This is a genomic window from Paenibacillus curdlanolyticus YK9 (genome assembly GCF_000179615.1).
GTDB classification, from domain to species: Bacteria; Bacillota; Bacilli; order Paenibacillales; family Paenibacillaceae; genus Paenibacillus_T; species Paenibacillus_T curdlanolyticus.
The window spans coordinates 109,243-132,167 of record NZ_AEDD01000009.1; the positions used below are offsets into that span (position 1 = coordinate 109,243).

The 22,925-nt window shown below is 52.8% G+C and carries 25 protein-coding genes and 1 riboswitch; all 25 genes read right to left on the reverse strand.

Going from position 1 to position 22,925, the window contains the following annotated elements:
* Positions 1-2 precede the first annotated feature (2 nt).
* The 25 genes from PAECUDRAFT_RS16750 to PAECUDRAFT_RS16870 all read right to left on the reverse strand — a co-directional run bounded on the left by PAECUDRAFT_RS16750 (position 3) and on the right by PAECUDRAFT_RS16870 (position 22,904).
* Positions 3-1,223: a D-alanyl-D-alanine carboxypeptidase family protein gene (locus PAECUDRAFT_RS16750; protein ID WP_006039310.1), complete on the reverse strand. Its 1,221-nt coding sequence runs from the start codon at positions 1,221-1,223 to the stop codon at positions 3-5.
* Positions 1,224-1,413: 190 nt separating this feature from the next.
* Positions 1,414-2,016: a response regulator transcription factor gene (locus PAECUDRAFT_RS16755; protein WP_006039311.1), complete on the reverse strand. Its 603-nt coding sequence runs from the start codon at positions 2,014-2,016 to the stop codon at positions 1,414-1,416.
* Positions 2,013-3,170 (reverse strand): sensor histidine kinase, encoded by a 1,158-nt coding sequence (locus PAECUDRAFT_RS16760; RefSeq protein ID WP_006039312.1) that lies wholly within the window; start codon positions 3,168-3,170, stop codon positions 2,013-2,015. The genes PAECUDRAFT_RS16755 and PAECUDRAFT_RS16760 overlap by 4 nt, the downstream gene beginning before the upstream one ends.
* Positions 3,171-3,968, reverse strand: a complete 798-nt coding sequence (locus PAECUDRAFT_RS16765) for an ABC transporter permease (protein WP_006039313.1) — start codon at positions 3,966-3,968, stop codon at positions 3,171-3,173.
* 22 nt (positions 3,969-3,990) lie between these two features.
* Positions 3,991-4,887, reverse strand: coding sequence for an ABC transporter ATP-binding protein (locus PAECUDRAFT_RS16770; protein WP_006039314.1), 897 nt, complete (start codon positions 4,885-4,887; stop codon positions 3,991-3,993).
* Positions 4,888-5,086: 199 nt separating this feature from the next.
* Positions 5,087-5,551, reverse strand: coding sequence for a GerW family sporulation protein (gene ytfJ, locus PAECUDRAFT_RS16775; RefSeq protein WP_006039315.1), 465 nt, complete (start codon positions 5,549-5,551; stop codon positions 5,087-5,089).
* Positions 5,552-5,651: 100 nt separating this feature from the next.
* Positions 5,652-6,332 carry a DUF2953 domain-containing protein gene (locus PAECUDRAFT_RS16780; protein WP_006039316.1) on the reverse strand — a complete coding sequence of 227 codons (681 nt, stop codon included), beginning with the start codon at positions 6,330-6,332 and terminating at the stop codon, positions 5,652-5,654.
* A gap of 79 nt (positions 6,333-6,411) precedes the next feature.
* On the reverse strand, positions 6,412-7,083 hold the full coding sequence (gene scpB, locus PAECUDRAFT_RS16785) for an SMC-Scp complex subunit ScpB (RefSeq protein WP_006039317.1): 672 nt from the start codon (positions 7,081-7,083) through the stop codon (positions 6,412-6,414).
* Positions 7,052-7,834 carry a segregation and condensation protein A gene (locus tag PAECUDRAFT_RS16790; protein ID WP_006039318.1) on the reverse strand — a complete coding sequence of 261 codons (783 nt, stop codon included), beginning with the start codon at positions 7,832-7,834 and terminating at the stop codon, positions 7,052-7,054. Before PAECUDRAFT_RS16790 ends, scpB begins: the two co-directional genes overlap by 32 nt.
* Before the next feature lie 70 nt (positions 7,835-7,904).
* Entirely contained in the window at positions 7,905-8,372 is a 468-nt protein-coding gene (gene ribH, locus PAECUDRAFT_RS16795; RefSeq protein WP_006039319.1) for a 6,7-dimethyl-8-ribityllumazine synthase, read from the reverse strand.
* Positions 8,373-8,414: 42 nt separating this feature from the next.
* Positions 8,415-9,590, reverse strand: a complete 1,176-nt coding sequence (locus tag PAECUDRAFT_RS16800; protein WP_006039320.1) for a bifunctional 3,4-dihydroxy-2-butanone-4-phosphate synthase/GTP cyclohydrolase II — start codon at positions 9,588-9,590, stop codon at positions 8,415-8,417.
* 32 nt (positions 9,591-9,622) lie between these two features.
* Positions 9,623-10,291, reverse strand: a complete 669-nt coding sequence (gene ribE / locus PAECUDRAFT_RS16805) for a riboflavin synthase (protein ID WP_006039321.1) — start codon at positions 10,289-10,291, stop codon at positions 9,623-9,625.
* Between the two features lie 16 nt (positions 10,292-10,307).
* Positions 10,308-11,429, reverse strand: coding sequence for a bifunctional diaminohydroxyphosphoribosylaminopyrimidine deaminase/5-amino-6-(5-phosphoribosylamino)uracil reductase RibD (gene ribD / locus PAECUDRAFT_RS16810; protein ID WP_006039322.1), 1,122 nt, complete (start codon positions 11,427-11,429; stop codon positions 10,308-10,310).
* Between the two features lie 178 nt (positions 11,430-11,607).
* Positions 11,608-11,812: riboswitch (FMN riboswitch) on the reverse strand.
* Positions 11,813-12,019: 207 nt separating this feature from the next.
* On the reverse strand, positions 12,020-12,451 hold the full coding sequence (locus tag PAECUDRAFT_RS16815) for a peptidylprolyl isomerase (protein WP_006039324.1): 432 nt from the start codon (positions 12,449-12,451) through the stop codon (positions 12,020-12,022).
* 63 nt (positions 12,452-12,514) lie between these two features.
* Complete coding sequence (gene lysA / locus PAECUDRAFT_RS16820; protein ID WP_006039325.1) at positions 12,515-13,846, reverse strand: diaminopimelate decarboxylase; 1,332 nt, start codon at positions 13,844-13,846, stop codon at positions 12,515-12,517.
* 192 nt (positions 13,847-14,038) lie between these two features.
* The gene (locus tag PAECUDRAFT_RS16825; protein WP_006039326.1) at positions 14,039-16,048 is read right to left on the reverse strand and encodes a spore germination protein; all 2,010 of its coding nucleotides are present in this window, start codon (positions 16,046-16,048) and stop codon (positions 14,039-14,041) included.
* A gap of 27 nt (positions 16,049-16,075) precedes the next feature.
* Positions 16,076-16,504: a stage V sporulation protein AB gene (locus PAECUDRAFT_RS16830; RefSeq protein ID WP_050794382.1), complete on the reverse strand. Its 429-nt coding sequence runs from the start codon at positions 16,502-16,504 to the stop codon at positions 16,076-16,078.
* A complete protein-coding gene (locus tag PAECUDRAFT_RS16835) occupies positions 16,497-17,162 on the reverse strand; it encodes a stage V sporulation protein AA (protein ID WP_006039328.1) in 666 nt (221 codons plus the stop codon). The genes PAECUDRAFT_RS16830 and PAECUDRAFT_RS16835 overlap by 8 nt, the downstream gene beginning before the upstream one ends.
* Before the next feature lie 85 nt (positions 17,163-17,247).
* On the reverse strand, positions 17,248-18,003 hold the full coding sequence (gene sigF, locus PAECUDRAFT_RS16840) for an RNA polymerase sporulation sigma factor SigF (protein ID WP_006039329.1): 756 nt from the start codon (positions 18,001-18,003) through the stop codon (positions 17,248-17,250).
* A gap of 20 nt (positions 18,004-18,023) precedes the next feature.
* Complete coding sequence (gene spoIIAB, locus PAECUDRAFT_RS16845) at positions 18,024-18,479, reverse strand: anti-sigma F factor (protein ID WP_006039330.1); 456 nt, start codon at positions 18,477-18,479, stop codon at positions 18,024-18,026.
* Positions 18,476-18,829 carry an anti-sigma F factor antagonist gene (gene spoIIAA, locus PAECUDRAFT_RS16850; RefSeq protein WP_006039331.1) on the reverse strand — a complete coding sequence of 118 codons (354 nt, stop codon included), beginning with the start codon at positions 18,827-18,829 and terminating at the stop codon, positions 18,476-18,478. The genes spoIIAB and spoIIAA overlap by 4 nt, the downstream gene beginning before the upstream one ends.
* A 180-nt stretch (positions 18,830-19,009) precedes the next feature.
* Positions 19,010-20,206 (reverse strand): D-alanyl-D-alanine carboxypeptidase family protein, encoded by a 1,197-nt coding sequence (locus tag PAECUDRAFT_RS16855; RefSeq protein WP_006039332.1) that lies wholly within the window; start codon positions 20,204-20,206, stop codon positions 19,010-19,012.
* A 212-nt stretch (positions 20,207-20,418) separates the two neighbouring features.
* Positions 20,419-21,747 carry a pyrimidine-nucleoside phosphorylase gene (locus PAECUDRAFT_RS16860; protein WP_006039333.1) on the reverse strand — a complete coding sequence of 443 codons (1,329 nt, stop codon included), beginning with the start codon at positions 21,745-21,747 and terminating at the stop codon, positions 20,419-20,421.
* Positions 21,748-21,754: 7 nt separating this feature from the next.
* The gene (locus tag PAECUDRAFT_RS16865) at positions 21,755-21,946 is read right to left on the reverse strand and encodes an aspartyl-phosphate phosphatase Spo0E family protein (RefSeq protein ID WP_006039334.1); all 192 of its coding nucleotides are present in this window, start codon (positions 21,944-21,946) and stop codon (positions 21,755-21,757) included.
* A gap of 118 nt (positions 21,947-22,064) precedes the next feature.
* Complete coding sequence (locus PAECUDRAFT_RS16870) at positions 22,065-22,904, reverse strand: purine-nucleoside phosphorylase (RefSeq protein WP_006039335.1); 840 nt, start codon at positions 22,902-22,904, stop codon at positions 22,065-22,067.
* Positions 22,905-22,925: the final 21 nt, after the last annotated feature.

The following is a 22,925-nucleotide window of genomic DNA, read 5'->3' on the forward strand; positions in this document are numbered from 1 at the left end:
CGTCACGCTCCTCCCCCGAATAAAGCACGCACAACGGCTTGTATCGCAGTCCTGAACGAAGAGCCCGCTTCCACTTGTGCGGAAGTCGCATGCTCCACAGCCGGAATCGGCTTCTTGTCCGGCCAGCTCAGTCGCTCGCTGCCGGTCTCATACACTGGAATCGCACCGATAACCTCGCCGGACAGCTCCCATTGCAGCACGCCGCGTTCGCCCAGTGCATAACGCGAGCTCTGCGGATCAAGCAGGATAAGCTTCGAATGCAAGTCCGATGCTTCCCCTTTGGCTAGCGGGAAGCGGAACGATTGGCCCGCTGCCAATGTATAGCCGCTAATGGGCTGGCCCTGCTTAGCAATAACGGTAGGGACATAATGCTGGAAGCCCCAATCGAGCATGCTGCGATGATCGGCCCAGTCGTTTCTGTCATTGATCGTCACTGCTGCAAGCTGCTGCCCGTTCCGGGTAGCCGAACTTACCAAGCAGCGAAGCGCAGCTTTCGTATACCCCGTTTTCACGCCATCCGCGCCCTCATACATGGCCAGCATTTTGTTCTTGTTGGACCATGAATAATCCCATTGTTCATTCGGGTTCGGCGCTTTCTTCACGCGCGTTTTCACGATTGCCGCGAATGTCGGGTTATGGAGCGCATAAGCAGTCAGCTTCGCTAAATCGTTAGCGGTCGATAGATGCCCGTCCTCATCCAGCCCCGACGGATTCATGAAACGGGAGTGCTTTAGCCCGATCCATTCCGCTTTCTCATTCATCATTTTCACAAAGCCATCGATTGAGCCTCCGACATGCTCGGCAATCGCTGTTGCCGCATCATTGCCTGATCGCAGCATAAGCCCATACAACATATCCTCAAGCTTCATCACTTCGCCGGCACGCAAATATATGGATGAGCCTTCCTTGCCCGCTGCGCGAACGCTCACTTTGACTTTATCCGCCAAGTTGCCATTCTCGATCGCTACGATCGCAGTCATAATTTTAGTTAAGCTGGCTATGCGCATCGGCTCGTCGCCATTTTTCGAATACAAGAGCCGTCCCGATTCTACGTCAATTATCGCTGCCGCTTTGGCTTGCGTACTAATAGCACTGACATTCGCCGCAGCAGCATCAGCATTCCCCGAGCTCGGCAGCGGTGCTAAGCTAAACAGTAACAAAAGCGCTGCCGCGACGAGCCATTGCCGCCGCCAGCGTGCGCTGCCTATTCCATCCATTCTCATGCGCTTAAACCCTCCCGAAAGGTCGATAGTGGCATCCTAAAACGCGAGGATCGGGAGCTCCGGTTCGCCGCGCCATGCCTGTCTGCTTGTACAGCTTATGCCCGTCCGTCCAGATTTATGCTCCAGCCCAGCTTCATAACAAAACCGGCAGCCGCTCTTAAGAGCGACTGCCGGCTAGCATATATGCCTATTAGGTTAACCATCCTTTATGCGTCGCAATGCTGATGGCATCAATACGGTTCTTCGCTTCCAGCTTGCGGATCGACTCTGACATATAATTGCGAACCGTTCCCGCTGTCAAATGGACACGAGCCGCAATTTCACGAGCCGAGAGCCCTTCACTTGCATAACGAAGCACCTCTTGCTCCCGTTCAGTGAGCGGATTGCCCGCTTCCCATAATGAGACAGCAAGCTCTGCGCTAACCGCTCTTCCGCCTGCATTCACTTTGCGCAGCGCAGCGCCCAGCTCATCAATCGGCGAATCCTTCAACAGAAACCCGCAAACGCCCGAACGCATTGCCCGCTGGAAATAGCCCGCTCGCGAGAAGGTCGTCAAAATGACCACCTTGCACGGATGCTTCAGGCTAAACAGCCGCTCAGCAACATCCAAGCCCGACAGCAAAGGCATCTCGATGTCGAGCAGGCAAATATCCGGCGATAATGACAGAACGAGCGCCAGCGCCTGTTCCCCATTTTCTGCTTGCCCAATGACTTCAATATCGTCCTCCAAATCGAGCAAAGCGCTTAACGCGCCGCGAAGCATGCCTTGATCTTCCGCAATGACTACCTTCACTTCGTATCGCCTCCTTCCGTTGTACGAGTGACCAACGGTACGACAAACCGTACGCTCGTCCCTCCACCAACTGCCGCTTGCATGTCCATCTTGCCTTCGACCAGCTTCAATCGCTCTCTCATGCCTTTCAGTCCGTTTGCGCCAAGCGGAGTCGATAGCTGATCGGCGTCGCATCCTATGCCGTTATCCGTCACGATAAGCGAAAAAGCATCCTTCGAGCATATGCACTCAATCGTGCACGTCGTTGCTTGGCTATGACGCACGACATTCGTTACCGTCTCGCGCAAGCACATCCCGATAATATGGTTAATGAGCGGCATCGATGCATCTGCTTCATGGTTATCAACATCAATCATGCGAAGCGATATATTCGCTGCTGCAAGCAGCTGCTTCGCATGGATAATTTCCTCCGCGAGCGATGTCATATTGAGGCCCTGCACGAGCTCCCTCACTTGCCTGAGCGCTGCTCGAGAAGTGGACTGGATATCTCTCACCTCTTGCGCTGCTCGTTCCGGGTTTTTAACCATCAGCTTCTCCGCAAGTTCACTCTTCATCGTAATAAGCGACAGCGAATGGCCGAGCGTATCATGCAAGTCACGTGAGATCCGCGCACGCTCCTCATTCGCCGACATACGCGCGATTTGTTCATTGGCCAAATCCAGCTTCTGACGCAGCTCCCTCGACCGCCGTCCTAATCGGAAGGCAAGCGGCATGAACAGCATAACAAGCATCGCGGGCAATACGGTAAGCATGTCGCTATCCGTAAAATCAAAATGATAAAGCCACAAAACGCTAACATGCAGGCAGAGCAGCCCCGCCCAAGTCACAATCATCTGCCAAGTGGTACGCATCATCGCGATGACCGGAGCAGGGTAGAACCCCATAAAAAAGAAATTCGGATCATAATGCAGCGTGAAATAGCCGATAATGAGAAACTGCATCCAAACAAGGACAAACCGATAGCGGTCATTCACGAAGCTAAAGACATAAATAACAGCGAATAGCACAACGACCAACAAATCAAACAGCATCTCTTCCAATGGCCGTTGAAAAATCGTATATAGCGGGATGATCAAATAAATGAGCCATACGAATGAAATGTATAAAGGCGGCCTATTGGAAGGCCGCATGGAAGATCGATTTATGCGCATCATCTAGACCGCTTCTTGTTTTCGGATAATAAAGGAAGAGATCAGCGTGAACGCAACAACATACACCGCCAAGACAAGCACGCCGGACCAGTCAAATGCACCGCCGCCAAGCATATTCCACGCGCCATGTCCCAGCCAATAGGTTGGCATCAAATGCGCGATATTCCGCATCGTGTCCGACATCGTTTCCACTGGCATCCACAGTCCGCCGAGAACCGACATGCCCATATAGACGATCATGCTCACGACTTGAACCACATCCGTATTGCGAATCGTGCCGACGAGGGAGCCAAGCGCCATGAAAGCGAAGCTGCCAAGCCAAATCCATAATCCGCTCTCGATCCATACGGCTGCGCTTAGATCAACGCCCTTCGCAAAAGCCGCAACGACGAACATCAGCACGACCGTGCATAAATTGATCAACGCTTGGGAGGCAACCTTGGATACGATAAACGCCCAAGACGGCAGCGGCGTAATACGCAGCAGCTGTGTCCAGCCTTGTGTCCGCTCCTTCGCCAGCTTCTGGCTTAATGACGTGATGCCAGCTCCCGCTACGCCATATGAGGTCATGGACATCAAATAATAAGCGCTCCAATTGACGCCGCCGACTTCAGAGTCAGCATCCATCGTGCTCGTGAAAATAAAGTAAAACGCAATTGGCATAATGACCGAAAACATAACGAACCGCCGGTTTCGCAGCGTTCGAAGCAGCTCCGCTTTAATTTGCGCAAAAGCTGCTTTCCGAACCGTTGCGCGCACGCTTCGGCTCGTGTTTACATTCGTGCTCGTGCTTGCATTCATTCCTTACACCCCTCAGTCCTTATTATACTTTAGCCGTGCTAACCAACGACCGGAACGCCTCTTCCAAACCCCCGCTCATAATTTCGATATCCTTCATCTCCAGTTCAGCACGAACCAGCTCAGCGATAAGCTGATCGGTATCGTTACTGTACAATTTCACGCGCCGTCCATTCCACTCGATATCCACAATGCCCGAAATGTTGCGCAAGGATTCCGTCGTGACCGCATTCCCTGCCGTAAACGAAATCGTCCGGCCCGTCGTCGTCGCTTTAATCTGGCTAGGCGTGCCGTCAGCGGCAAGCTTCCCATCGTTAATGACAATGATGCGGTCCGCAACCTGGTCGGCTTCCTCCAGGTAATGGGTAGTGAGCACAATCGTCCGGCCTTTCCCCGCCATTGCCCGCACCGTATCCCAGAACAGCTGGCGTGACGTCACATCCATGCCGACTGTCGGTTCATCGAGGAACAATACTTCTGGATCACCTGCGGCTGCCAGCGCAAACCCTAGTCTTCGCCTTTGGCCGCCGGACATGGCAGACGCCATCTTGTTCCGCTCGTTGTCGAGCCCGCTAATTTGCAAAAGCTGCTCCAGCGGCAGAGGCTGGCTATAGTAGCTCCGAAACAGATTAATCGTCTCGGCTACCGTCAGCCCTTCAATGACACTGACGTCCTGCAGCATCGCTCCGATCCTGTCGCGTACCTGACGATCCTGCGGCGCGCCCCCGAGCAATTTCACCGTCCCGGTCGTCGGATGCAGCAAGCCTAGTATCATGGAAATCGTCGTCGTTTTACCCGCCCCGTTAGGGCCGAGCAACGCAACTACTGTTCCTCGTTCTACTGTAAACGATAAGTTATCTACCGCTTTTTTCCCTTTAAACTCCTTCGTCACCTGCTGCAATTGAATTGCTGCTTCCGACATGGCGTTCAACTCCTTCTCTCACTTCACTTCCTTCATCTTATCGAATCAGCAGTCTCATGAGTAGATCTAATTAACATTTATTTGATATGACATGTGTCATATGCCGCAACTGACAATTCGATTATAGGCATGAAAAAAGCCCGCTTCGGCTGCGTGCCGAAACGGACTTCTTCGCGTGCATTTTGAAAAATTGACGCAATTAAATGATCGGGTTTTCCGAGCTCAGCTCGTGATTGCTATGCTCCTTGCTCTTGAGCATGCCTTGAATCCGGTCAAACACATGCGGCGCAGAGTCAATGACGCGTTCAATCAGATGCGTATTGTTGTCCAGCGGAACGACCTTCACGCCATGCGTACCAACAACCAAAAATGCGATTGGCGTAATCGATACGCCGCCGCCGCTACCGCCGCCGAACGGCCCTTGCACGACTGCATTATGCGCATCAGCGCCGCCTGCTGCATGCTGATCCGAGGGTTGGCTTGAGCCGTCGAAGCGAATATCGCTGCCGCCCGCTACGAAGCCGAATCCCACTTTGCTGATCGGCATAATCACGCTGCCGTCCGGCGTTTGAACCGGATCGCCGACAATCGTATTTACATCCACCATTTCCTTGATGTTTTCCATCGCTGTCTGCATTAAGCCTTGAATCGGATGGTCTGCCATTGCTACTCCTCCTTGATGTGCATATGAATAATGAGCTGTCTATGCTCCTTATATCCTGCTCACTTCGCTGATGGAGTATGTATTACACTTTCTTCACGCTTTACACTTTCGAAATCAAACGCTGCACGCCTACAGAGCCCGCCTTCAGCTTCCGCAGCCCAATTACGAGCCGAATACCAGCTAGCCCAGCCTGGCCAAGCCGGATGGACGCGACCAGCCGCCAATGCGATACGAAACACGTACGATTGTACGCTGGCTTTACGGCGATAGCCGGCGGTTGCGTCAAATGCAGCAGCTGCGACGCGACGCCAACCGCCGTCGTTTTGACAGACCAGAGCATCCCTGTCGACATCGCTGTCCACATCGCATCGCCGGTCCCTACCTCCGTCGACCACTCCCACTGCGACACTCTAACTTTAGATAAAGCAGCCTTTGCCAAAGCCGCAGTACCTTCGACCTGCTGTACGAACCGTTTAATGCGATTTGTCATACTGATCACTTCAGCGGCGTTCAGCTGTTCTTTTTCCTCTGTATGTCCTTTCGAGGTACTGCTCTCGCTCTTTACTTTTAGCCCTCGATTGGTCCATTCCAGAATCGGCATGGTCCAATGCAACCGAATTAGCCCGAACAATGCACGGACCCTGACATCAAAATCATCGTCCAAATTGATTTTTTTCATCTCGGTCGTAACAACGATCGGCGAGAACCACGCCAGGATTCCGCACAAAAAAAAGAAACCTGCCGCCGTCATCCATATCCAACCTGTTGAGAAATCCGGCATTAGCGGCTCCTCCGTCCTTTCATGGCTCTGATTGGGTATAGTATGACCTAGCGATCAGATCTCATTCTTATTCTTATTCTTATTCTTCCTCGTGCTCATCCACTTCCGTACTAGCGGCTTCTTCCCTCGAAGGCATCGTCGGGATTGGCGGAATAGGCGGCAGCTCGTCAATCGTCATCTGGCGTCCGTCGTACTTCTCGAACAGCATATTCGTCTGCTCGTCCAGGTCATCCGCGGACACATGCTTCGGCTCCGGCAGCGCGCTTAACGCCGCAAGCCCAAAGTACTCCAGAAACGCTTTGGTCGTGCCGTAAAGAATGGGTCGACCGATCGCTTCCGCGCGGCCAACCTCTTCGATCAGATCCTTCGTCACCAGCGACTGAAGGGCGCGATCGCTTTTTACGCCTCGAATTTCTTCAATGTCCACACGTGTGATCGGCTGGCGGTATGCAATGATCGATAACGTCTCCAGCGCAGCCTGCGACAGGCTTGCACGCGTTGGCGAGTAGGCCATTCGTTCAAAATACGGCGCATGCTCCGGATGCGTCGTTAAACGATACGCGCCGGCAATCTCTGTAATTTGGAGGCCGCGAGCCTCGCGTTTCAAATCGCATTTCAAATCGTAGACGAGTTCCGCTGAGGTCTGCGCATCGATTTGTAAAATATCAGACAGCTGCCGGGCGTTCAAGCCATCGTCTCCCGCCATGAACAGCAATCCTTCAATAATCGACTTGTAGCTCTGATAATCCATGCTCAGCTGTTTCCCCTCTCCACTGAATGACAATGTCATCGAACACTTGATGCTGATGGCAGCGAATATGCTTCATTTTCATAAGCTCTAGAATGGCAAGGAAGGTAACTACAATCTCGTGGCGGTCCATGTTTTGCCGAATCAGCTTTGAGAACCGAACCGTCTCGTATTGCTTGAGCACTTCCATAATGTCGAGAATGCGGTCTTTGACCGACAGCTCGTCCCGCCTTACCGTTGCAACGACGTTCCGTCTTGCTGCACGCCGCAGCGCCTTTTGGAATGCCCGTACCAGATCATCAATATGCAGCCCTTCCACCGGATTCGTAAGCTGCTCCTTCATGAAAGGCGACAGATCCTCCGGCTCCTTGGCATACACGAGGCTGCTTTCCAATTCCTTCTCTCGAAGATCGGCAGCGATAAGCTTAAACTTCCGGTATTCCAGCAATCGCGCAATGAGCTCCTCTTGCGGATCAGGACCGTCGTCCTGCCAGTCATCATACTCATCCAGCTCGATAACAGGCGGCTTAGGCAGCAGCTGTTTGCTTTTGATCGACAACAAGGTAGCAGCCATGACTAGGAACTCGCTCGTAACATCGAGCTCGAGTTCCTGCATGGCCTGCAAATATTCCATATATTGATCGGTTATCTCGCTGATGGACACTTCGTGGATGTCGATCTCGGCCTTGTCAATTAAGTGCAAAAGCAGATCGAGCGGTCCTTCGAACGTTTCCAGCTTGTACGTCACCGTCACGGTGTAACCCTCCCGGCTGATGGTCGGCTATCGTCTGATCCGGAGCGGTTCTTTCCGCAGGATAGACTGCTTACGCTTGCAGCTGACGCGTCAGATTCGCCATTTCGATTGCGGTAACGGCTGCTTCATAGCCTTTGTTGCCCGCTTTCGTGCCTGCGCGCTCTACCGCTTGCTCAATCGAGTCTACCGTCAGGACGCCGAAGATCGTAGGTACGCCCGTTTTCAAAGCGATCGCTGCTACGCCCTTCGTTACCTCGTTGGACACATATTCAAAGTGTGGCGTTGAACCGCGGATAACAGCGCCGATCGTAATAACAGCGTCGTATTTGCCGCTCTCTGCCATCTTTTGCGCAGCGAATGGCACTTCGAATGCGCCAGGCACCCAAGCAACCTCAACTTCCGAATCTTCCGCGCCGTGGCGCTTCAGACCGTCCAATGCGCCGGAGAGAAGCTTCGTCGTAATGAATTCATTAAACCGTCCAACGACGATTCCATATTTTAATCCTTGCGAAATTAAATGTCCTTCGTAATGTTTCATTGCTACTCATCCTTCCAAGTATGGTTTCTAGTTTAATAAGACTTATTTGGTGAGCGGAACGCGTTCCACTACTTCTATGCCATAGCCTTCAAGACCTTTGATCTTGCGCGGGTTGTTCGTCAGCAGTCTCATCTGGCGAACGCCAAGATCCTTCAAAATCTGCGCACCGATGCCGTAATCCCGCAAATCCGGCGCGAATCCTACCTTCTTATTCGCTTCATACATGTCGAATCCCTGCTCTTGCAGCTGATACGACTTTAATTTGTTAAGCAGTCCTTCGCCGCGGCCATCTTGTCTCATATACAGCAATACGCCGTTGCCAGATTCTTCGATGTATCGTAGCGCTGCTTCGAGATGCTCGCCGCAATTGCAGCGTTTGGAATGGAACACGTCGCCGGTTAAGCATTCGGAGTGCACGCGGACCAGCGTCGGCTGCTCGGGATTGATGCTGCCTTTGACGAAAGCAACATGCTCTTTGCCATCGATTTGATTCTTATAGCCGTAAATTTGGAAATCGCCGTAATCCGTCGGCATGCTTACATCTACAACGCGTTCAACCAGCCGCTCCTTCTCGTTCCGATACTTGATCATATCCTGGATCGAGATCAGCTTCAAATTATGCTTTTGCTTGAATTCGATCAAATCCGGCAGGCGTGCCATCGTGCCGTCCTCTTTGATGATCTCGCAAATGACAGATGAAGGCTTAGCATCGCACATGCGAGCCAAATCGATCGCCGCTTCCGTATGGCCTGCACGGCGCAGTACGCCGCCATCCTTCGCAATCAGCGGGAAAATATGGCCAGGACGACGGAATTGCTCCGGCTTTGCCGAAGGATCGATCAGCGCCATCACCGTCTGCGAGCGCTCAATCGCGCTAATTCCCGTTGTAGTTGAAACATAATCCACGGAAACCGTAAACGCCGTACCATGGTAATCCGTATTATGATTGACCATCGGAGGCAGGTTCAGCTCAGCCGCACGCTCGCTTGTGATCGGAACGCATACCAAACCGCGCGCTTCCGTAATCATGAAATTAATGACTTCAGGCGTCGCTTTCTCGGACAGAACGATCAAGTCTCCCTCGTTCTCCCGATCTTCATCATCGACGACGATAATGGGCTTACCCAGCTTCAGGTCAGCGATCGCCAGCTCAATCGGGTCAAACTGAACGTTCGCATCCTCCACCTGCTTTACCGTTCCGCTAACTTGTTCACTCATCCTAAACCCTCCCTTATTCCTGCCTCTATTCGCTAAAAGAATCCGTTATCCGCCAAAAACGAAGCGCTTATCCCGGAACGGCTCGATTTCCCTGTAGGCTCTGAAGTACGATAATGAAGCAAATGGTCGACATACTTGCCGATGATATCCGCCTCTAGATTAACAGTATCTCCAGGCTGCTTATCTTGAAGTGCGGTTTCCGCCAAAGTGTGCGGAATAATGGAGACGCCGAAGCTGCCGCTCTCAGCTTCTGTAACCGTCAAGCTTATGCCGTCAATCGTTATCGAGCCTTTGGGGATCACATATTTAGCAAGCTCGCTCGATTCCTCCGCACGAAGCTTGAAAATTACAGCATTCGCATCCACCTTGCGCGACACGATAACGCCTATTCCATCGATATGCCCTTGCACGATATGTCCGCCAAACCGGCCGCCTGCAGCCATCGCTCGCTCTAAATTCACTTTCGAGCCCGGCTTCAAATCTTTCAGGTTCGAATGGCGATACGTTTGCGGCATGACATCCGCTTGAAAGGAGCCCCGCGTAAAGGAAGTCACCGTTAAACATACGCCGTTCACCGCTATGCTATCGCCGATGGCAACGTCCCCAAGAATACGAGTCGCGTCGATCGTCAACACCATCGCTTCGCCTGCGCGAGAAGCGCCTCGGAACCGCCCAACTTCCTCAATCAATCCTGTAAACATTTTGCCTCAACTCCTCTTACTTCACCTTCAGCCGATTGGAAGGGTAGCCAATCACTGCAATATCATCGCCATATTGCTCATATCGAGTTGACTCCAACGTGATGGCGTCAGCCATTTTCTCGAACCCTTCGAAGACGAATGCAGCTGGCGAGGCCTCTCCGCCACCAATGAGCTTGGGCGCGAAGAACAAGCTGATTTTATCTACAAGCCCCGCTGCCAGCATAGCGCCGTTTAATTGTCCCCCGCCCTCGAGCAGAATCGATCCAATCTCCATATCGCCTAGCAGTCGCATCGCTTCAGTCAGATTAACATGCGGGCCGTCTCCACAGTCGACAATCTCTACCCCTGCAGCCTGCAGGCTGCTTCGTTTCTCCGGATTTGCAGCTGTCGTTGTCAACACGATCGTACGCGCCATACCGTCCGTCACGACGCGCGCATCAAGCGGAATGCGTAGCGCAGAATCGACGATAATCCGGGCTGGATGAAGCGCCGGTACTTCAAGGCGTGTCGTCAGCTGCGGATCATCCGCGAGAAGCGTGCCTATCCCAACCATAATGCCGTCATGCTGATGGCGCATCGTATGAACCGCTTCCCGCGAAGCTGGCCCGGTAATCCAGCGGCTATCTCCGGTCTTCGCCGCAATTCGGCCATCCAATGTAGAAGCCGTCTTCAACGTCACGAATGGCAAGCGCGACAAAATATATTTGTTATACCGCTCGTTCATCGCATGCGACTCTTCCGCCAGCAGTCCTACTGAAACGGCAATGCCTGCCGCCCGAAGCTTCTCAACCCCAGTGCCTGCGACCTGCGGGTTCGGGTCTTGCGCAGCTACGACGACTCTCGCTATGCGAGCTTCAATAAGCCGGTCGCAGCATGGCGGCGTTTTTTTGCGGTAATGGCTGCAAGGTTCTAGCGTAACATATGCCGTTGCCCCTTCCGCTTCATCGCCAGCCATCCGCAGCGCGTTTACTTCAGCATGGCCTTCGCCCCGCTTCAAATGCGCGCCCATCCCGATAATTCGGCCTTCCTTCACGATCACGCAGCCTACTACTGGATTGATGCTCGTCTGGCCGGTTGCGCCTTGTGCCATCTGAAGCGCAAGCCGCATATAGAACGCATCGTTTAATACTTCGCTCAAACCAAAAACCCCCTATCGGCAGGCTGCCGACGGGGGGATGGGAAACGTGCGCTCATGCGCTAACGTAACGATGAGAATGAAAAACATTCATAAAGACGCATACGTAAATAAGAGGGCACGAGTTTCCTAACTTAAACAAAGTTAAAGAAACCGCCCGTATAAACGTGCTTAATGAATGCGTTCCCTTCTCCCATCCAGACTGTACTGTCGGTCCCGGATTTACACCAGGTCCACCGAAGCCTCTTCTATGCGTTCGCCGCGAAAGTAATTCAGAAGCTTCGGGTCACGGACTGACGCCGGAGACATGCACCGCATGAACGGTAGCAAAGCTGTCGCCGATGATCACCGCCGGTTCGGAATTTCACCGTACCCCGAAGGAAAGACGCCTATATTAGATTCGCCAGACACCATTGGCGATTTTTGTTATGCTCTGAACTATACCACTCCACTGTACATTTGGCAAGACCTGAAGCGGCTGGAAGTCTAGATCCTGCGCGCCGTTCACAAAACTTTTATCCTTTATAGCGATCAAAAAAAAGCTGTGGCATAACGACATCCAATCGTCATGTCCACAGCCTTTCCTATCGTAATTACACTTCTACGATTTCTACTTTTTCCATTTTGTCGCGGCCTTTGAAAGCATCGACTTGGTCCATGCCTTCTACCACTTTGCCGAATACCGTATGCACGCCGTCGAGATGCGGTTGTGGCTTGTAGACGATGTAAAACTGGCTTCCGCCCGTGTTACGGCCTGCATGCGCCATTGCGAGCGAACCGCGCTCGTGCTTGTTCGGATTGATTTCGCAATCGATCGTGTAGCCAGGACCGCCAGTACCAGTGCCGCTAGGGCAGCCGCCTTGTGCGACGAAACCTGGAATTACACGGTGGAATACGAGACCGTTATAGAAACCTTCGTTTGCAAGCTTCTCGAAGTTAGCAACCGTGTTCGGTGCATCCTTTTCGAACAGATCAATCGTTACGACTGCGCCATTAGCCAGCGTAATCTTTGCTTGTTTTGCCATTATCGTTCACTCCTAGTTCATCTAAATGTCGGGCAGTAAGCCATCAATGGCGTTAACGATTCGTTAGACGGACGCCTTGCGCAGACGTTGCGGAATGACGTCGTTTACGACGATGTCTTCAAGCGTTTCACGTTTAACGACCAGCGAAGCTTCGCCGTCCTTAACGAACACGACAGCCGGACGACGAATCCGGTTGTAGTTGCTCGCCATTGCGTAATTATACGCTCCTGTGCAGAATACAGCAAGCAGGTCGCCACTCTCGGATTTCGGAAGCTCCAGATCCCAGATGAGCATATCGCCGCTCTCGCATGCTTTACCTGCTACAGTAACGGTCTCTTCGTTCGCAGCGTTCGCGCGATTAGCCAATACCGCTTCGTACTTCGAGCCATACAGCGCTGGACGCGGGTTGTCAGTCATGCCGCCGTCTACTGCGATATATTTACGCACGCCTGGAATTTCTTTGTGCGTACCGATCGTGTACAGCGTCGTGCCTGCATCGCCGACCATGCTGCGGCCTGGCTCGATCCAGATCTCTGGCGTTGGATAATTTGCAGCTGTGAAGTTGGAAATGATCGCATCTGCAATCGCGTTAACATAAGTGGAGAGCGGAAGCGGCGAATCGCCTTCAACATAACGGATGCCGAAGCCGCCGCCCACGTTAATAACCGAGAAAGTTTTACCGAGCTCATCGCGCACTTTAACCGCGAATTTTGCCACTTTATCGACAGCCATGCCGAAACCGTCAACCTCGAAAATTTGCGAACCGATATGGGAGTGAACGCCGAGCAGATTCAGATTGCCAAGCTTAAGCGTCTCTTCGATAGCGCGGAACGCCGTTCCGTTGCCCAGGTCGAAGCCGAACTTCGAGTCTTGTTGGCCTGTCGAGATGAAGTCATGCGTATGTGCTTCTACGCCCGGCGTAATGCGAAGCAATACGTTAACCGTTTTGCCTTTGTCCGCAGCCAGTGCGTTCAGCAAAGACATTTCGACGAAGTTGTCAACGACGAAGCAGCCGATGCCAGCGTCAATCGCCATGTTGATCTCTTCAGGCGTTTTGTTGTTGCCGTGGAAGTGGATGCGTTCAACCGGGAAGCCCGCTTGCAATGCCGTGTACAGCTCGCCGTCAGAAACGACATCAAGCGACAGATTTTCTTGCTCCGCAATTGCGCACATTGCCATAACGCTGAACGCTTTGCTTGCGTATGCAACTTGGAATTTGAGGCCAGTCGCGCGGAAAGCTTCTACGAATTCGCGTGCACGTTGGCGTACGAACGCCTCGTCCACGATGTATAGTGGTGTTCCGTACTCTTTTGCCAGATCTGTTAAATCGCAGCCGCCAATTGTGAGATGGCCTTTATCATTAATTTGACTCGTTCCGTGTAAGTAAGTGGACATTAAAATATACCCCTCCGATAAAAAGTAAGATGATAGGAATACCAGTTTCATTTGTACCCAATGTCATCAGTATACCGTAATCGCACCTAGGGAGAAATGTATTTTTAATCATTTCGTTTGCACTTTTTTTGGCATGCCGCCCAATCGCAAAAAAAACGGACAGCCTGTGGAGACTGTCCGGCACGTCCTTTCTTAGTCCGTTCGAGGCATTTTATCGCGCTGTTTCGGGCGCAGCAGATTCGGTCTTGTCCGGTTATGGAGCACTGGCACCCGAACGATAATGCTCATCATCGCTTTAAAATCAAAAGGAATAAACGGCCACATGTACGGACGATTGAACGACCGCTGCATGACGAGCAGCACCAATACGACGGTCGTTGCGACGACAAATCCCGGCACTTTGAATACGGCGACCGAGACGATCAAGAGCAGCCTGACAATTCGGTTCGCAAGGCCCAGCTCATAGCTTGGCGTGGCGAACATGCCGATCGCGGCAACCGCCATGTACAGAATGACCTCATTGATGAACAAACCAGTTGAAACCGCAATATCGCCAATCAAAATGGCCGCAATGAGCGACATCGCCGTCGCAAGCGGGGTAGGCGTATGGACGGAAGCCATTCGGAGCAAGTCGACCCCGAGCTCGGCGATTAAAAACTGGACGACCATCGGAATTTTGCCCGTTTTCGTCGGGCCGATGAAATCAAGCGCAACCGGCTTGAGATCCGGCTGGAGCACGAACAAGAACCAGACCGGCAGCAGGAACAGCGAGGCCATGATGCCGATGAAGCGCACCCAGCGCAGATAGGTGCCGATAAACGGCGTTTGCCTATTTTCTTCCGCATGCTGAATCAGGTCGAAAAATGTCGTCGGCAAGAGCATGACGCTCGGCGACGTATCAACGAATACACAGACGCTGCCTTCAAGCAAATGCGCGGCTACGACGTCGGGGCGTTCGGAGTATCGCACCAGCGGGTAGGGATTCCAGCCCCGCTTCACCGTCGCTTCTTCCAGCTGCTTGTCCGCGAGCGGGAGGCCGTCGAGCTTCACCTGCTTGATTTTATCCCGTATCGACTCCACAAGCTCCGTATCGGCGATATCATCGATATAAGCGATGCAGACATCCGTTTGCGTGCGCTCGCCCACCCTGACGATTTCGTAACGCAGCTGCGGATCGCGCAGGCGGCGCCGCACGAGGGAAACGTTCACCATCAGCGTCTCCACAAAACCATCGCGCGCGCCGCGAACGACCCGCTCTAGCGACGGCTCGTCCGGCCCGCGAGCCGGGAAGTTTTTGGCATCGATAATAAGTGTCGAGCTCTCGCCTTCGATATAGAAGGCAGTCGCTCCAGCAAGCACCTCGATCAGCATCTCGGTCCAGTCTTCCACAGGCTTCACCTGAACGGCTGGAACATAGAGATCCATAAAAGCATGCAGCGCATGCGAATCGATCGTATCCTGCTGCAAGTAAGTAAGACGCGTTAATACATCCGTCAGCACGGTGTCTTTGGCTAAGCCGTTCATAAAGAAGCAGGCGATCCGCTTGCCGCCGAGCGTCATTTCACGAACGACAATATCGAAGCTGGTTTTGTATCCCGCTTCATCTTCGAGCTTTTTCAAAAACTGCTCCATCTTCACCGGGATGGGCCTGATGTCCTTATGCTCATTCTTCTTATGGTCGTCCCCATGCCACTGAGGCGGTTTCTTCCCGCTCTCCGCCTCCTGCGATTGCGCCGACTTTCCTCTTTCGCCAGACTCTGGCTCCGAATGAGCCTTCGCTCCCTCGTCGTCCTCCGCTTCGCCTTGACTCGCCGAATTCGCCGAAGGCACCTGTGAGACAAGCTCCGCCGAAATCAGCTCGCGCAAACGCTTGTCATCCTTGAGCAGCGATAGCAACTCAATATGAAGCGGATCATGCTCCGCTTCATCTGAATGCTGCTCAGGCTTCGCTTCCGATTTTGCTTGAAGCCGCTTGCCTCTAGTCTCCTCCTCGGAATCGGGCATATCCAGCAGCACTTCTGACCAATCATCTTCATCGTTTGCATGAGATTGTGAATGAGACTCGGTTTGAGGACGGCTCGCTTTGCTTGGCTTTAGTAAGCTTTCGTCATCGTCCTCCAGTTGAATGTCCCCAAGCATTTGCAAAGCCTCAGGTATAATGAATGATGCTTCACCATCGGGCTGCTTGTCGCGATTGCGCATAGGCTTCTCCTCCTTATCCGGTTCCAATTACCACTGGTAATACAGCCAGTCGAATAACGATCCGACCGTTTTCCCTAACACCATTGCCAGTACGAGCGCCGTAATCTGACGGGAAAGCCCGATACGTTTGGCCAATATCGGGAGCACGTTCATCACCTCGGTTAATGCAGCAGCCAGCATGCCGACGAATAGCCCGTCAAACAGTCCGGCGATCGGCAAAACAATTGGCAGCTGCCAATGAAGCTTCCAATCCATAAAGTCGGCAAACGTCCAGTAGAGCGCGCCTGTAACAACCGCCGTTTCGAACCAGACTGAATGTCGATAGGCGTTTCCTAATTGCGCAAGCCTGGGAATTAGATCCAAGATAATGAGCAAGGAAACAAGCCCTGAGCCGACCGCCAATCCTCCGCCTAACCCTAGCAGCGCCACGAATACGTCACGCGCAAAATCAACCATTGGTATCACCCGCTGGAGGCGAAGGACGTCGCGCATTCCCATGCTTCTTGCGCATCTCATCCGCCACGACGTAGGCATTCACATTCTCTTGATATAAGTACAGCTCCACCTCTAGCGGATTCGGCTCTTCATTGAATCGTTTCTTGAACAGATGATTAAAGAAGAGCAGCATCCCGAGGCCAATGCCGACCGAGTAAGGAATCTGAAACCATAGCGGGTGCTCAACCTGCTTGCCGGTCACCAGCTCGGCAATGCGCTGATGAACCTCCTTCATGCTGACATCCGTGTGAAAATTCATGATCGCAAGCCCTGCGCCGAAGAAAAGCAGCAGCCAGGCGCCGATCAGCACGGCAACACGCGGCTTCTCGACCTTCTCGCCGACCATGAGGAGCACCTGCGGGTCGCCGTAGGTTTCAATCGCAAGCGCTGGAAACCGACTTCGGATCACCCGAATAATTTGCAGCAAATCGATTACGACCCGGTTGCCGTCAGCCGTTATATGCTTATACAGCACAAGGGAGGACAGCTCGGATTCCAGCTCATCATCTGCAAGCAGCCGCGCAGCCTGCCCGAGGGTGACCGCCTCCTCTGCCTTCAAATACACACGTTTTCTTAGCCGCATATAGAGCACCGACGGTGCCGACTTCTCATCATTCAAGCCGCATCCCCTCCATATCCGCGAGTGACTGCACAGGTTCTTGGTTAGTATGGCTGTGCAGCCAATAAAAAAACCAAATCGCCGGTTATTGGGCGATTTGGTCTTTGATCAACTGCAATATTTTTTTCTCGAGCCGCGACACTTGGACTTGCGAAATGCCAAGCCGGCTCGCCACCTCGGACTGCGTCTGGTCCCGATAGTAGCGAAGATAGACGATTAATCGCTCCCGCTCCGCAAGCCCTTCAATCGCTTCGGCTAACGCGAGCTTATCGAACCATCGCTCCTGGGAATCGTCAGCGATTTGATCCATTAGCGTAATCGGGTCCCCGTCATTCTCGAACACCGTTTCGTGAATCGATGTCGGCGGCTTATTCGCCTCCTGCGCGAATACGACGTCCTCCGGCGTAATCCCGAGCCCTTCCGCAACTTCCGTGATCGTCGGCAGCCGGCCAAGCGTCTTGGACAGCTCGTCCTTCATTTTGCGAACCTTGTTCGCCGTTTCCTTCAAGGATCGGCTCACTTTGAGCGTGCCGTCGTCACGAAGGAACCGTTGAATTTCCCCGATAATCATCGGAACCGCATAGGTTGAAAATTTGACGTCGTAGGATAAATCGAACTTATCGACTGACTTCAACAAGCCGATACAGCCGATCTGGAACAGATCCTCCGGTTCGTAGCCGCGGTTCATAAACCGCTGTACGACCGACCATACGAGTCGGATATTGCAATGCACGAGCGTATCGCGCGACACATTGTCGCCGGATTGGCTCAAGGCGATCAGACGCTTCACTTCCGCGTCTTCCAAATACGGCTGCGCCGTTTGCTTCAAATCGACATCCATGAGGTCCAACCCCTATGCGCTTAATTAAAAAGCGCTTTTTTCGATTCAATCCGCTTGGTCATAGCGATACGCGTGCCCCGGCCGGATTCGCTCGTTACTTCAAATTGATCCATGAAATTTTCCATAATCGTGAATCCCATGCCCGAGCGCTCAAGCTCTGGCTTTGAGGTGTACAACGGCTGGCGGGCAAGCTCGAGATCCTCGATGCCGTTGCCCTCGTCACTGATTACCAAATGAATCGTCTCATTCTCGATTGACGCTTCGATGGTTACGAATTTAAGCGGATCGCTATCGTAACCGTGAATAATCGCATTCGTCACGGCTTCGGATACGACGGTCTTCAAATCATTAAGCTCCTCCATCGTCGGATCAAGCTGCGAGATGAAGGCAGCAACGGTGATGCGGGCAAACGCCTCATTCTCGCTGCGAGCCGAAAATGTCAGGTTCATCGAATTGGCAACGTTCGTCTCATTCATGATACGACCTCCAGACTCGTGAGCGCGCTGCGCTCATTATCGTGAATCGCCAAAATCTTGAACAAACCTGATAGCTCCAGCAAACGATACACGCTCTTATTCACATCACAGACCGCCATTTTGCCGCCCTTGGCTTTCAACTGCTTATATCGGCCGAGGATGACGCCGAGACCGGAGCTGTCCATGAAGAGCAATTCCTTTAAGCTGAGCACCACATGATCGACGTTTCCGTTCATAATTGAATCTTCCATTTTGTAACGGACGACATCAGCCGAATGATGATCCAGCTCTCCTTTGAGCCTTACGATCAACACATTGCGGCGATGCTCCAATTCCACTTGAAGACTCATATCCTGTTCACTCCTCCCCGTTATGAACATGGAATTCTCCGCCAGCCCTTGCCATTCCTGCCTCACGACAAAACTAGAACCCCAGCGCTATGAGCCGACAAAAAACGCTTACACAGGGCGCGTCCAGCAGGGGGAGAAAAGGCGGTGCAAGATGACCTCGAGCGGGTTTTCTGACACGCCCTAGCTAAACAATCCGCCGCAAGTGCGCTTGAACATCGTCCACCAGCCCGCTTTTGCCACGGACACTGGCGCCTGCACCTCGAACTCGGACAGCTGCTGTTCGCCTTGGTAAACGACGATTCGACCAATCGGATCGCCGATCTTAATTGGAGCCTTCAATGCATTATTCAGCTTCAGCTCATAGCGAATATTGTCTTTGGACGCGCCTTTGCGCATGAGAACGCTATAAGGATGGGTTGCTTTCAGCTCCAGCTCCGGAACGGCGCCCTTCTCAATTTTGACCTTCCCAATGGCATCGCCTTGCTTGAAGATCGAGTAGTTGGAGTATTGAGCGAACGAATAGTCAAGCATCGATGACACTTCCGCGTTGCGCGTCTTCGTGTTCGGCTCGCCCATTACGACAGCAATAACGCGAAGCCCGTCCCGGCGTGCGGTTGCAGAAAGACAGAATTTCGCTTCGTTCGTGAAGCCTGTTTTCAGACCGTCTGCGCCTGTGTAGAACCAAACCAGCTTGTTCGTGTTCACGAGCCAGAACGGCTTCTCGGACGTTTTGCGCAAATAATCCTGGTACATGCCTGTATATTTCGTAATTTGCGTATGCTTGAGCAGCTCTCTCGACATAATCGCAATATCATGAGCCGATGAATAATGATCCGCTACCGGCAAACCGTTGCAGTTGGCAAAATGCGTATCCTTCATGCCGAGCTGCTGCGCTTTCTCGTTCATCATCTTGACGAACTCCGCTTCCGAGCCTCCGATTTTCTCCGCCATTGCGACCGAAGCATCGTTGCCTGAAGCGAGTGCAATGCCTTTGATCATCTCATCTACGGACATCTCTTCGCCCGGCTCAAGGAAAATCTGCGAGCCGCCCATGGAAGAAGCGTATTCGCTGGCCGAAACTTTATCTGTAAGCTTGAGCCGCCCGTCGTCAAGCGCCTCCATAATGAGCAGCATCGTCATAATTTTCGTGATGCTGGCTGGCGGCAGTCGATCATGGCTGTTTTTGTCAAAAATGACGGTTCCGCTATCCGCATCCATCAGTACAGCGGAGCGAGCCGAAGGCGCCAATGCGGCGTTCGGAGCTGCAGCGGATTGCTTCTGTGCAGCAGGCTCTGCAGCCGCTGCTGATGCAGCAGGAACAACTAGCGCGAGCGCCACAGCGCTGATGAGTAGTTTGGTACAGATTGATTTCAACAAGAATGATCCCTCCTGAGCATGATGCGGCCCAGCCCTCCATTCGGAGCAATACCAGAGAGGTGATACTGCTTAATACGAACAGACAGCGGCCAGCTTTTTCCTCTTCATTATGGTCAGGAGCTCAGCAATATATTCCATTTCTTGTGACAAAAGAAAAAAGGAGCTGCCCCACTGCCTTGACGGCTAATGGAGCAACCCCTGAATTTCTGTACCTATAGGCGGCGCGTCTCATCCGCTGTCACGATGGACAGCAGAAGCGGCTTGGCCTCTGGCTGAGCCGAGTCAATCGTAAACGCTGCGGCTGTCTCGCTCATAATCGCATCCAATCCGACATACCCCTCATGCGTATGCAGCACAGCAAGCGTTTCCCCTAACGAAACGGCATCTCCTACTTTTTTCTTCAGCAACATCCCGACAGCATAGTCGATGGCTGCTTCCTTCGTCGCGCGTCCTGCTCCCAGCTTCATTGCTGCAAGCCCGAGCTGCTCCGCCTGAATGCCCGTCACCCATCCGCTTGATTCCGCTTTGACCTCGACAAACGCTGTGGCTGCGGGCAAACGATCTGGCTGATCGACCATGGAAGGATCGCCGCCCTGTGCGACGACCAGCGCACGGAACTTGTCGAGCGCTGCGCCAGAACGAAGCGCTTCACGCAAAATAAGCTCCGCTTCCTCGATCGAACCGGCCTTTCCCGCAAGCACCGCCATATGGGCAGCAAGCGTTAAGCAGAGCCGCTCCAAATCCTTGGGGCCTTGTCCCTTCAGCGTCGCGATCGCTTCCGCTACCTCTAAAGCATTGCCAATCGCAGCGCCCAGCGGCTGGTCCATATCGCTAATAACTGCTGCCGTCCGTCTGCCGACTTCCGTGCCGATATCAACCATCGCTCGCGCCAAATGCTCCGCATCCTCCAGCGATTTCATGAATGCGCCGCTGCCCGCTTTCACATCGAGCACGATCACATCAGCGCCGGCCGCGATTTTTTTGCTCATGACAGAGCTTGCGATAAGAGGAATCGACTCGACTGTGGCTGTCACATCCCGGAGCGCGTACAGCTTCTTGTCCGCAGGCGTCAGATTGCCGGATTGGCCAATGACTGCCAAGCCGATATCGTTCACTTGGGCAAAAAAATCATCGCGCTGCAGCTCGGTGCGGAAGCCCTCTATTGCTTCGAGTTTGTCAATTGTACCGCCGGTGTGGCCAAGCCCTCTGCCGGACATTTTAGCTACTGGAACGCCAATTGCTGCGACAAGCGGCGCGACAACCAACGTTGTTTTATCGCCCACGCCGCCAGTGCTGTGCTTGTCCGCTGTCAGCCCATGAATAGCGCCCAGATCAACCGTATCACCGGAATGCGCCATAGCCATCGTCAGATCCGCGGTTTCTTTCTTGGTCATCCCTCTAAAAAAAACAGCCATTGACCAGGCGGACATTTGATAATCCGGAATCTCGCCTTGGCAATAGCCTTTTATTAAATAATCAATTTCGGCGAACGTCAGCTGTTCCCCATCGCGCTTCTTATGAATCAAATCCACTGCCCGCATCTGCTAGTTAACCCTCCTCTGTTGAGGCTTTCATTAGCACACGGGTCCGATGCTGCTCGTTTTGTGCCTGCACGATTAATGTATCAAGCATTTGGCTCAAATGCAGCACCTCCCGGTGCTGGAATGTCTGTCGGCTCAACACGGCATCTACCATAATGCCGCGAAGCTTTTCTACTCGTTCGAGCAATTGGTTTTCCATATCGTTTCACTCCACTCCTATAATCATAGCAATTATAATACCGATCGGTTTGAAAGTCTGTCAAAATCGGTCGGCGGAGCGGAACTATTATCTTCTGTATTTCGACAAATACTGATCCTTAAAGCTTCGTTACGACCTCCGACACGAGCTTCAGAAAACGAGCTTTCACGCGTTCTGTCGTTTCGATAACCTCATCATGCGACAACGGCTGATCCAGAATGCCGGAAGCCATGTTGCTGATGCATGAAATGCCGAGCACCTCAATGCCGCAATGGCGCGCCGCAATGACTTCGGCAACCGTCGACATGCCTACCGCGTCGGCTCCCAGCGTACGCATCATCCGAATCTCTGCCGGCGTCTCGTAGGAAGGACCCAACACGCCTACATATACGCCCTCTCGAAGCGAGAAGCCGCTCGCCTGCGCCGTTTCCTGTGCGATCGCACGGAATTTACGGCTATAAGCCTCTGACATATCCGGGAAGCGCACGCCGAACCGATCATCGTTTGCGCCGATCAACGGATTGCGTCCCGTTAAGTTAATATGATCGGTAATGAGCATAAGATCGCCTGGATCATACCCCGTATTGATGCCGCCAGCCGCATTGGTTACAATCAGCTTGGCAACGCCGAGCGATTGCATGACACGAACGGGGAAGCTTGTCAATTCAGGCCCGTAGCCTTCATACATATGGAAGCGGCCCCTCATGAGCACGACCGGACGGCCGTTCAAATAACCGATCATCAGCTCGCCCGCATGGCCTTCAACCGTCGAAACAGGGAAGTGAGGAATGCTCGCGTAAGGAATTGTCGTAACTTCGGTCAAATGGTCGCCTAATACGCCAAGCCCCGATCCAAGGATCAATCCAATCTCTGGTTTAATTGAGGTTTGAGCGGTTAGGTATGCTGCTGCTTCCGCATATGCTTCGTTTGGTAGTGTTTCTCCTGCATGATTCGACAATCCAATCATCCTCTCCCACAT

Bases quoted from the DNA above. Each gene is read 5' to 3' on its own strand.
- PAECUDRAFT_RS16750 (WP_006039310.1), bottom strand. From the start codon at position 1,223: ATGAGAATGGATGGAATAGGCAGCGCACGCTGGCGGCGGCAATGGCTC.
- PAECUDRAFT_RS16760 (WP_006039312.1), bottom strand. From the start codon at position 3,170: ATGATGCGCATAAATCGATCTTCCATGCGGCCTTCCAATAGGCCGCCT.
- PAECUDRAFT_RS16765 (WP_006039313.1), bottom strand. From the start codon at position 3,968: ATGAATGCAAGCACGAGCACGAATGTAAACACGAGCCGAAGCGTGCGC.
- PAECUDRAFT_RS16770 (WP_006039314.1), bottom strand. From the start codon at position 4,887: ATGTCGGAAGCAGCAATTCAATTGCAGCAGGTGACGAAGGAGTTTAAA.
- ytfJ (WP_006039315.1), bottom strand. From the start codon at position 5,551: ATGGCAGACCATCCGATTCAAGGCTTAATGCAGACAGCGATGGAAAAC.
- PAECUDRAFT_RS16780 (WP_006039316.1), bottom strand. From the start codon at position 6,332: ATGCCGGATTTCTCAACAGGTTGGATATGGATGACGGCGGCAGGTTTC.
- scpB (WP_006039317.1), bottom strand. From the start codon at position 7,083: ATGGATTATCAGAGCTACAAGTCGATTATTGAAGGATTGCTGTTCATG.
- ribH (WP_006039319.1), bottom strand. From the start codon at position 8,372: ATGAAACATTACGAAGGACATTTAATTTCGCAAGGATTAAAATATGGA.
- PAECUDRAFT_RS16800 (WP_006039320.1), bottom strand. From the start codon at position 9,590: ATGAGTGAACAAGTTAGCGGAACGGTAAAGCAGGTGGAGGATGCGAAC.
- ribE (WP_006039321.1), bottom strand. From the start codon at position 10,291: ATGTTTACAGGATTGATTGAGGAAGTTGGGCGGTTCCGAGGCGCTTCT.
- PAECUDRAFT_RS16815 (WP_006039324.1), bottom strand. From the start codon at position 12,451: ATGGCAAAACAAGCAAAGATTACGCTGGCTAATGGCGCAGTCGTAACG.
- lysA (WP_006039325.1), bottom strand. From the start codon at position 13,846: ATGTCCACTTACTTACACGGAACGAGTCAAATTAATGATAAAGGCCAT.
- PAECUDRAFT_RS16825 (WP_006039326.1), bottom strand. From the start codon at position 16,048: ATGCGCAATCGCGACAAGCAGCCCGATGGTGAAGCATCATTCATTATA.
- PAECUDRAFT_RS16830 (WP_050794382.1), bottom strand. From the start codon at position 16,504: ATGGTTGATTTTGCGCGTGACGTATTCGTGGCGCTGCTAGGGTTAGGC.
- sigF (WP_006039329.1), bottom strand. From the start codon at position 18,003: ATGGATGTCGATTTGAAGCAAACGGCGCAGCCGTATTTGGAAGACGCG.
- spoIIAB (WP_006039330.1), bottom strand. From the start codon at position 18,479: ATGAATGAGACGAACGTTGCCAATTCGATGAACCTGACATTTTCGGCT.
- spoIIAA (WP_006039331.1), bottom strand. From the start codon at position 18,829: ATGAGTCTTCAAGTGGAATTGGAGCATCGCCGCAATGTGTTGATCGTA.
- PAECUDRAFT_RS16860 (WP_006039333.1), bottom strand. From the start codon at position 21,747: ATGCGGGCAGTGGATTTGATTCATAAGAAGCGCGATGGGGAACAGCTG.
- PAECUDRAFT_RS16865 (WP_006039334.1), bottom strand. From the start codon at position 21,946: ATGGAAAACCAATTGCTCGAACGAGTAGAAAAGCTTCGCGGCATTATG.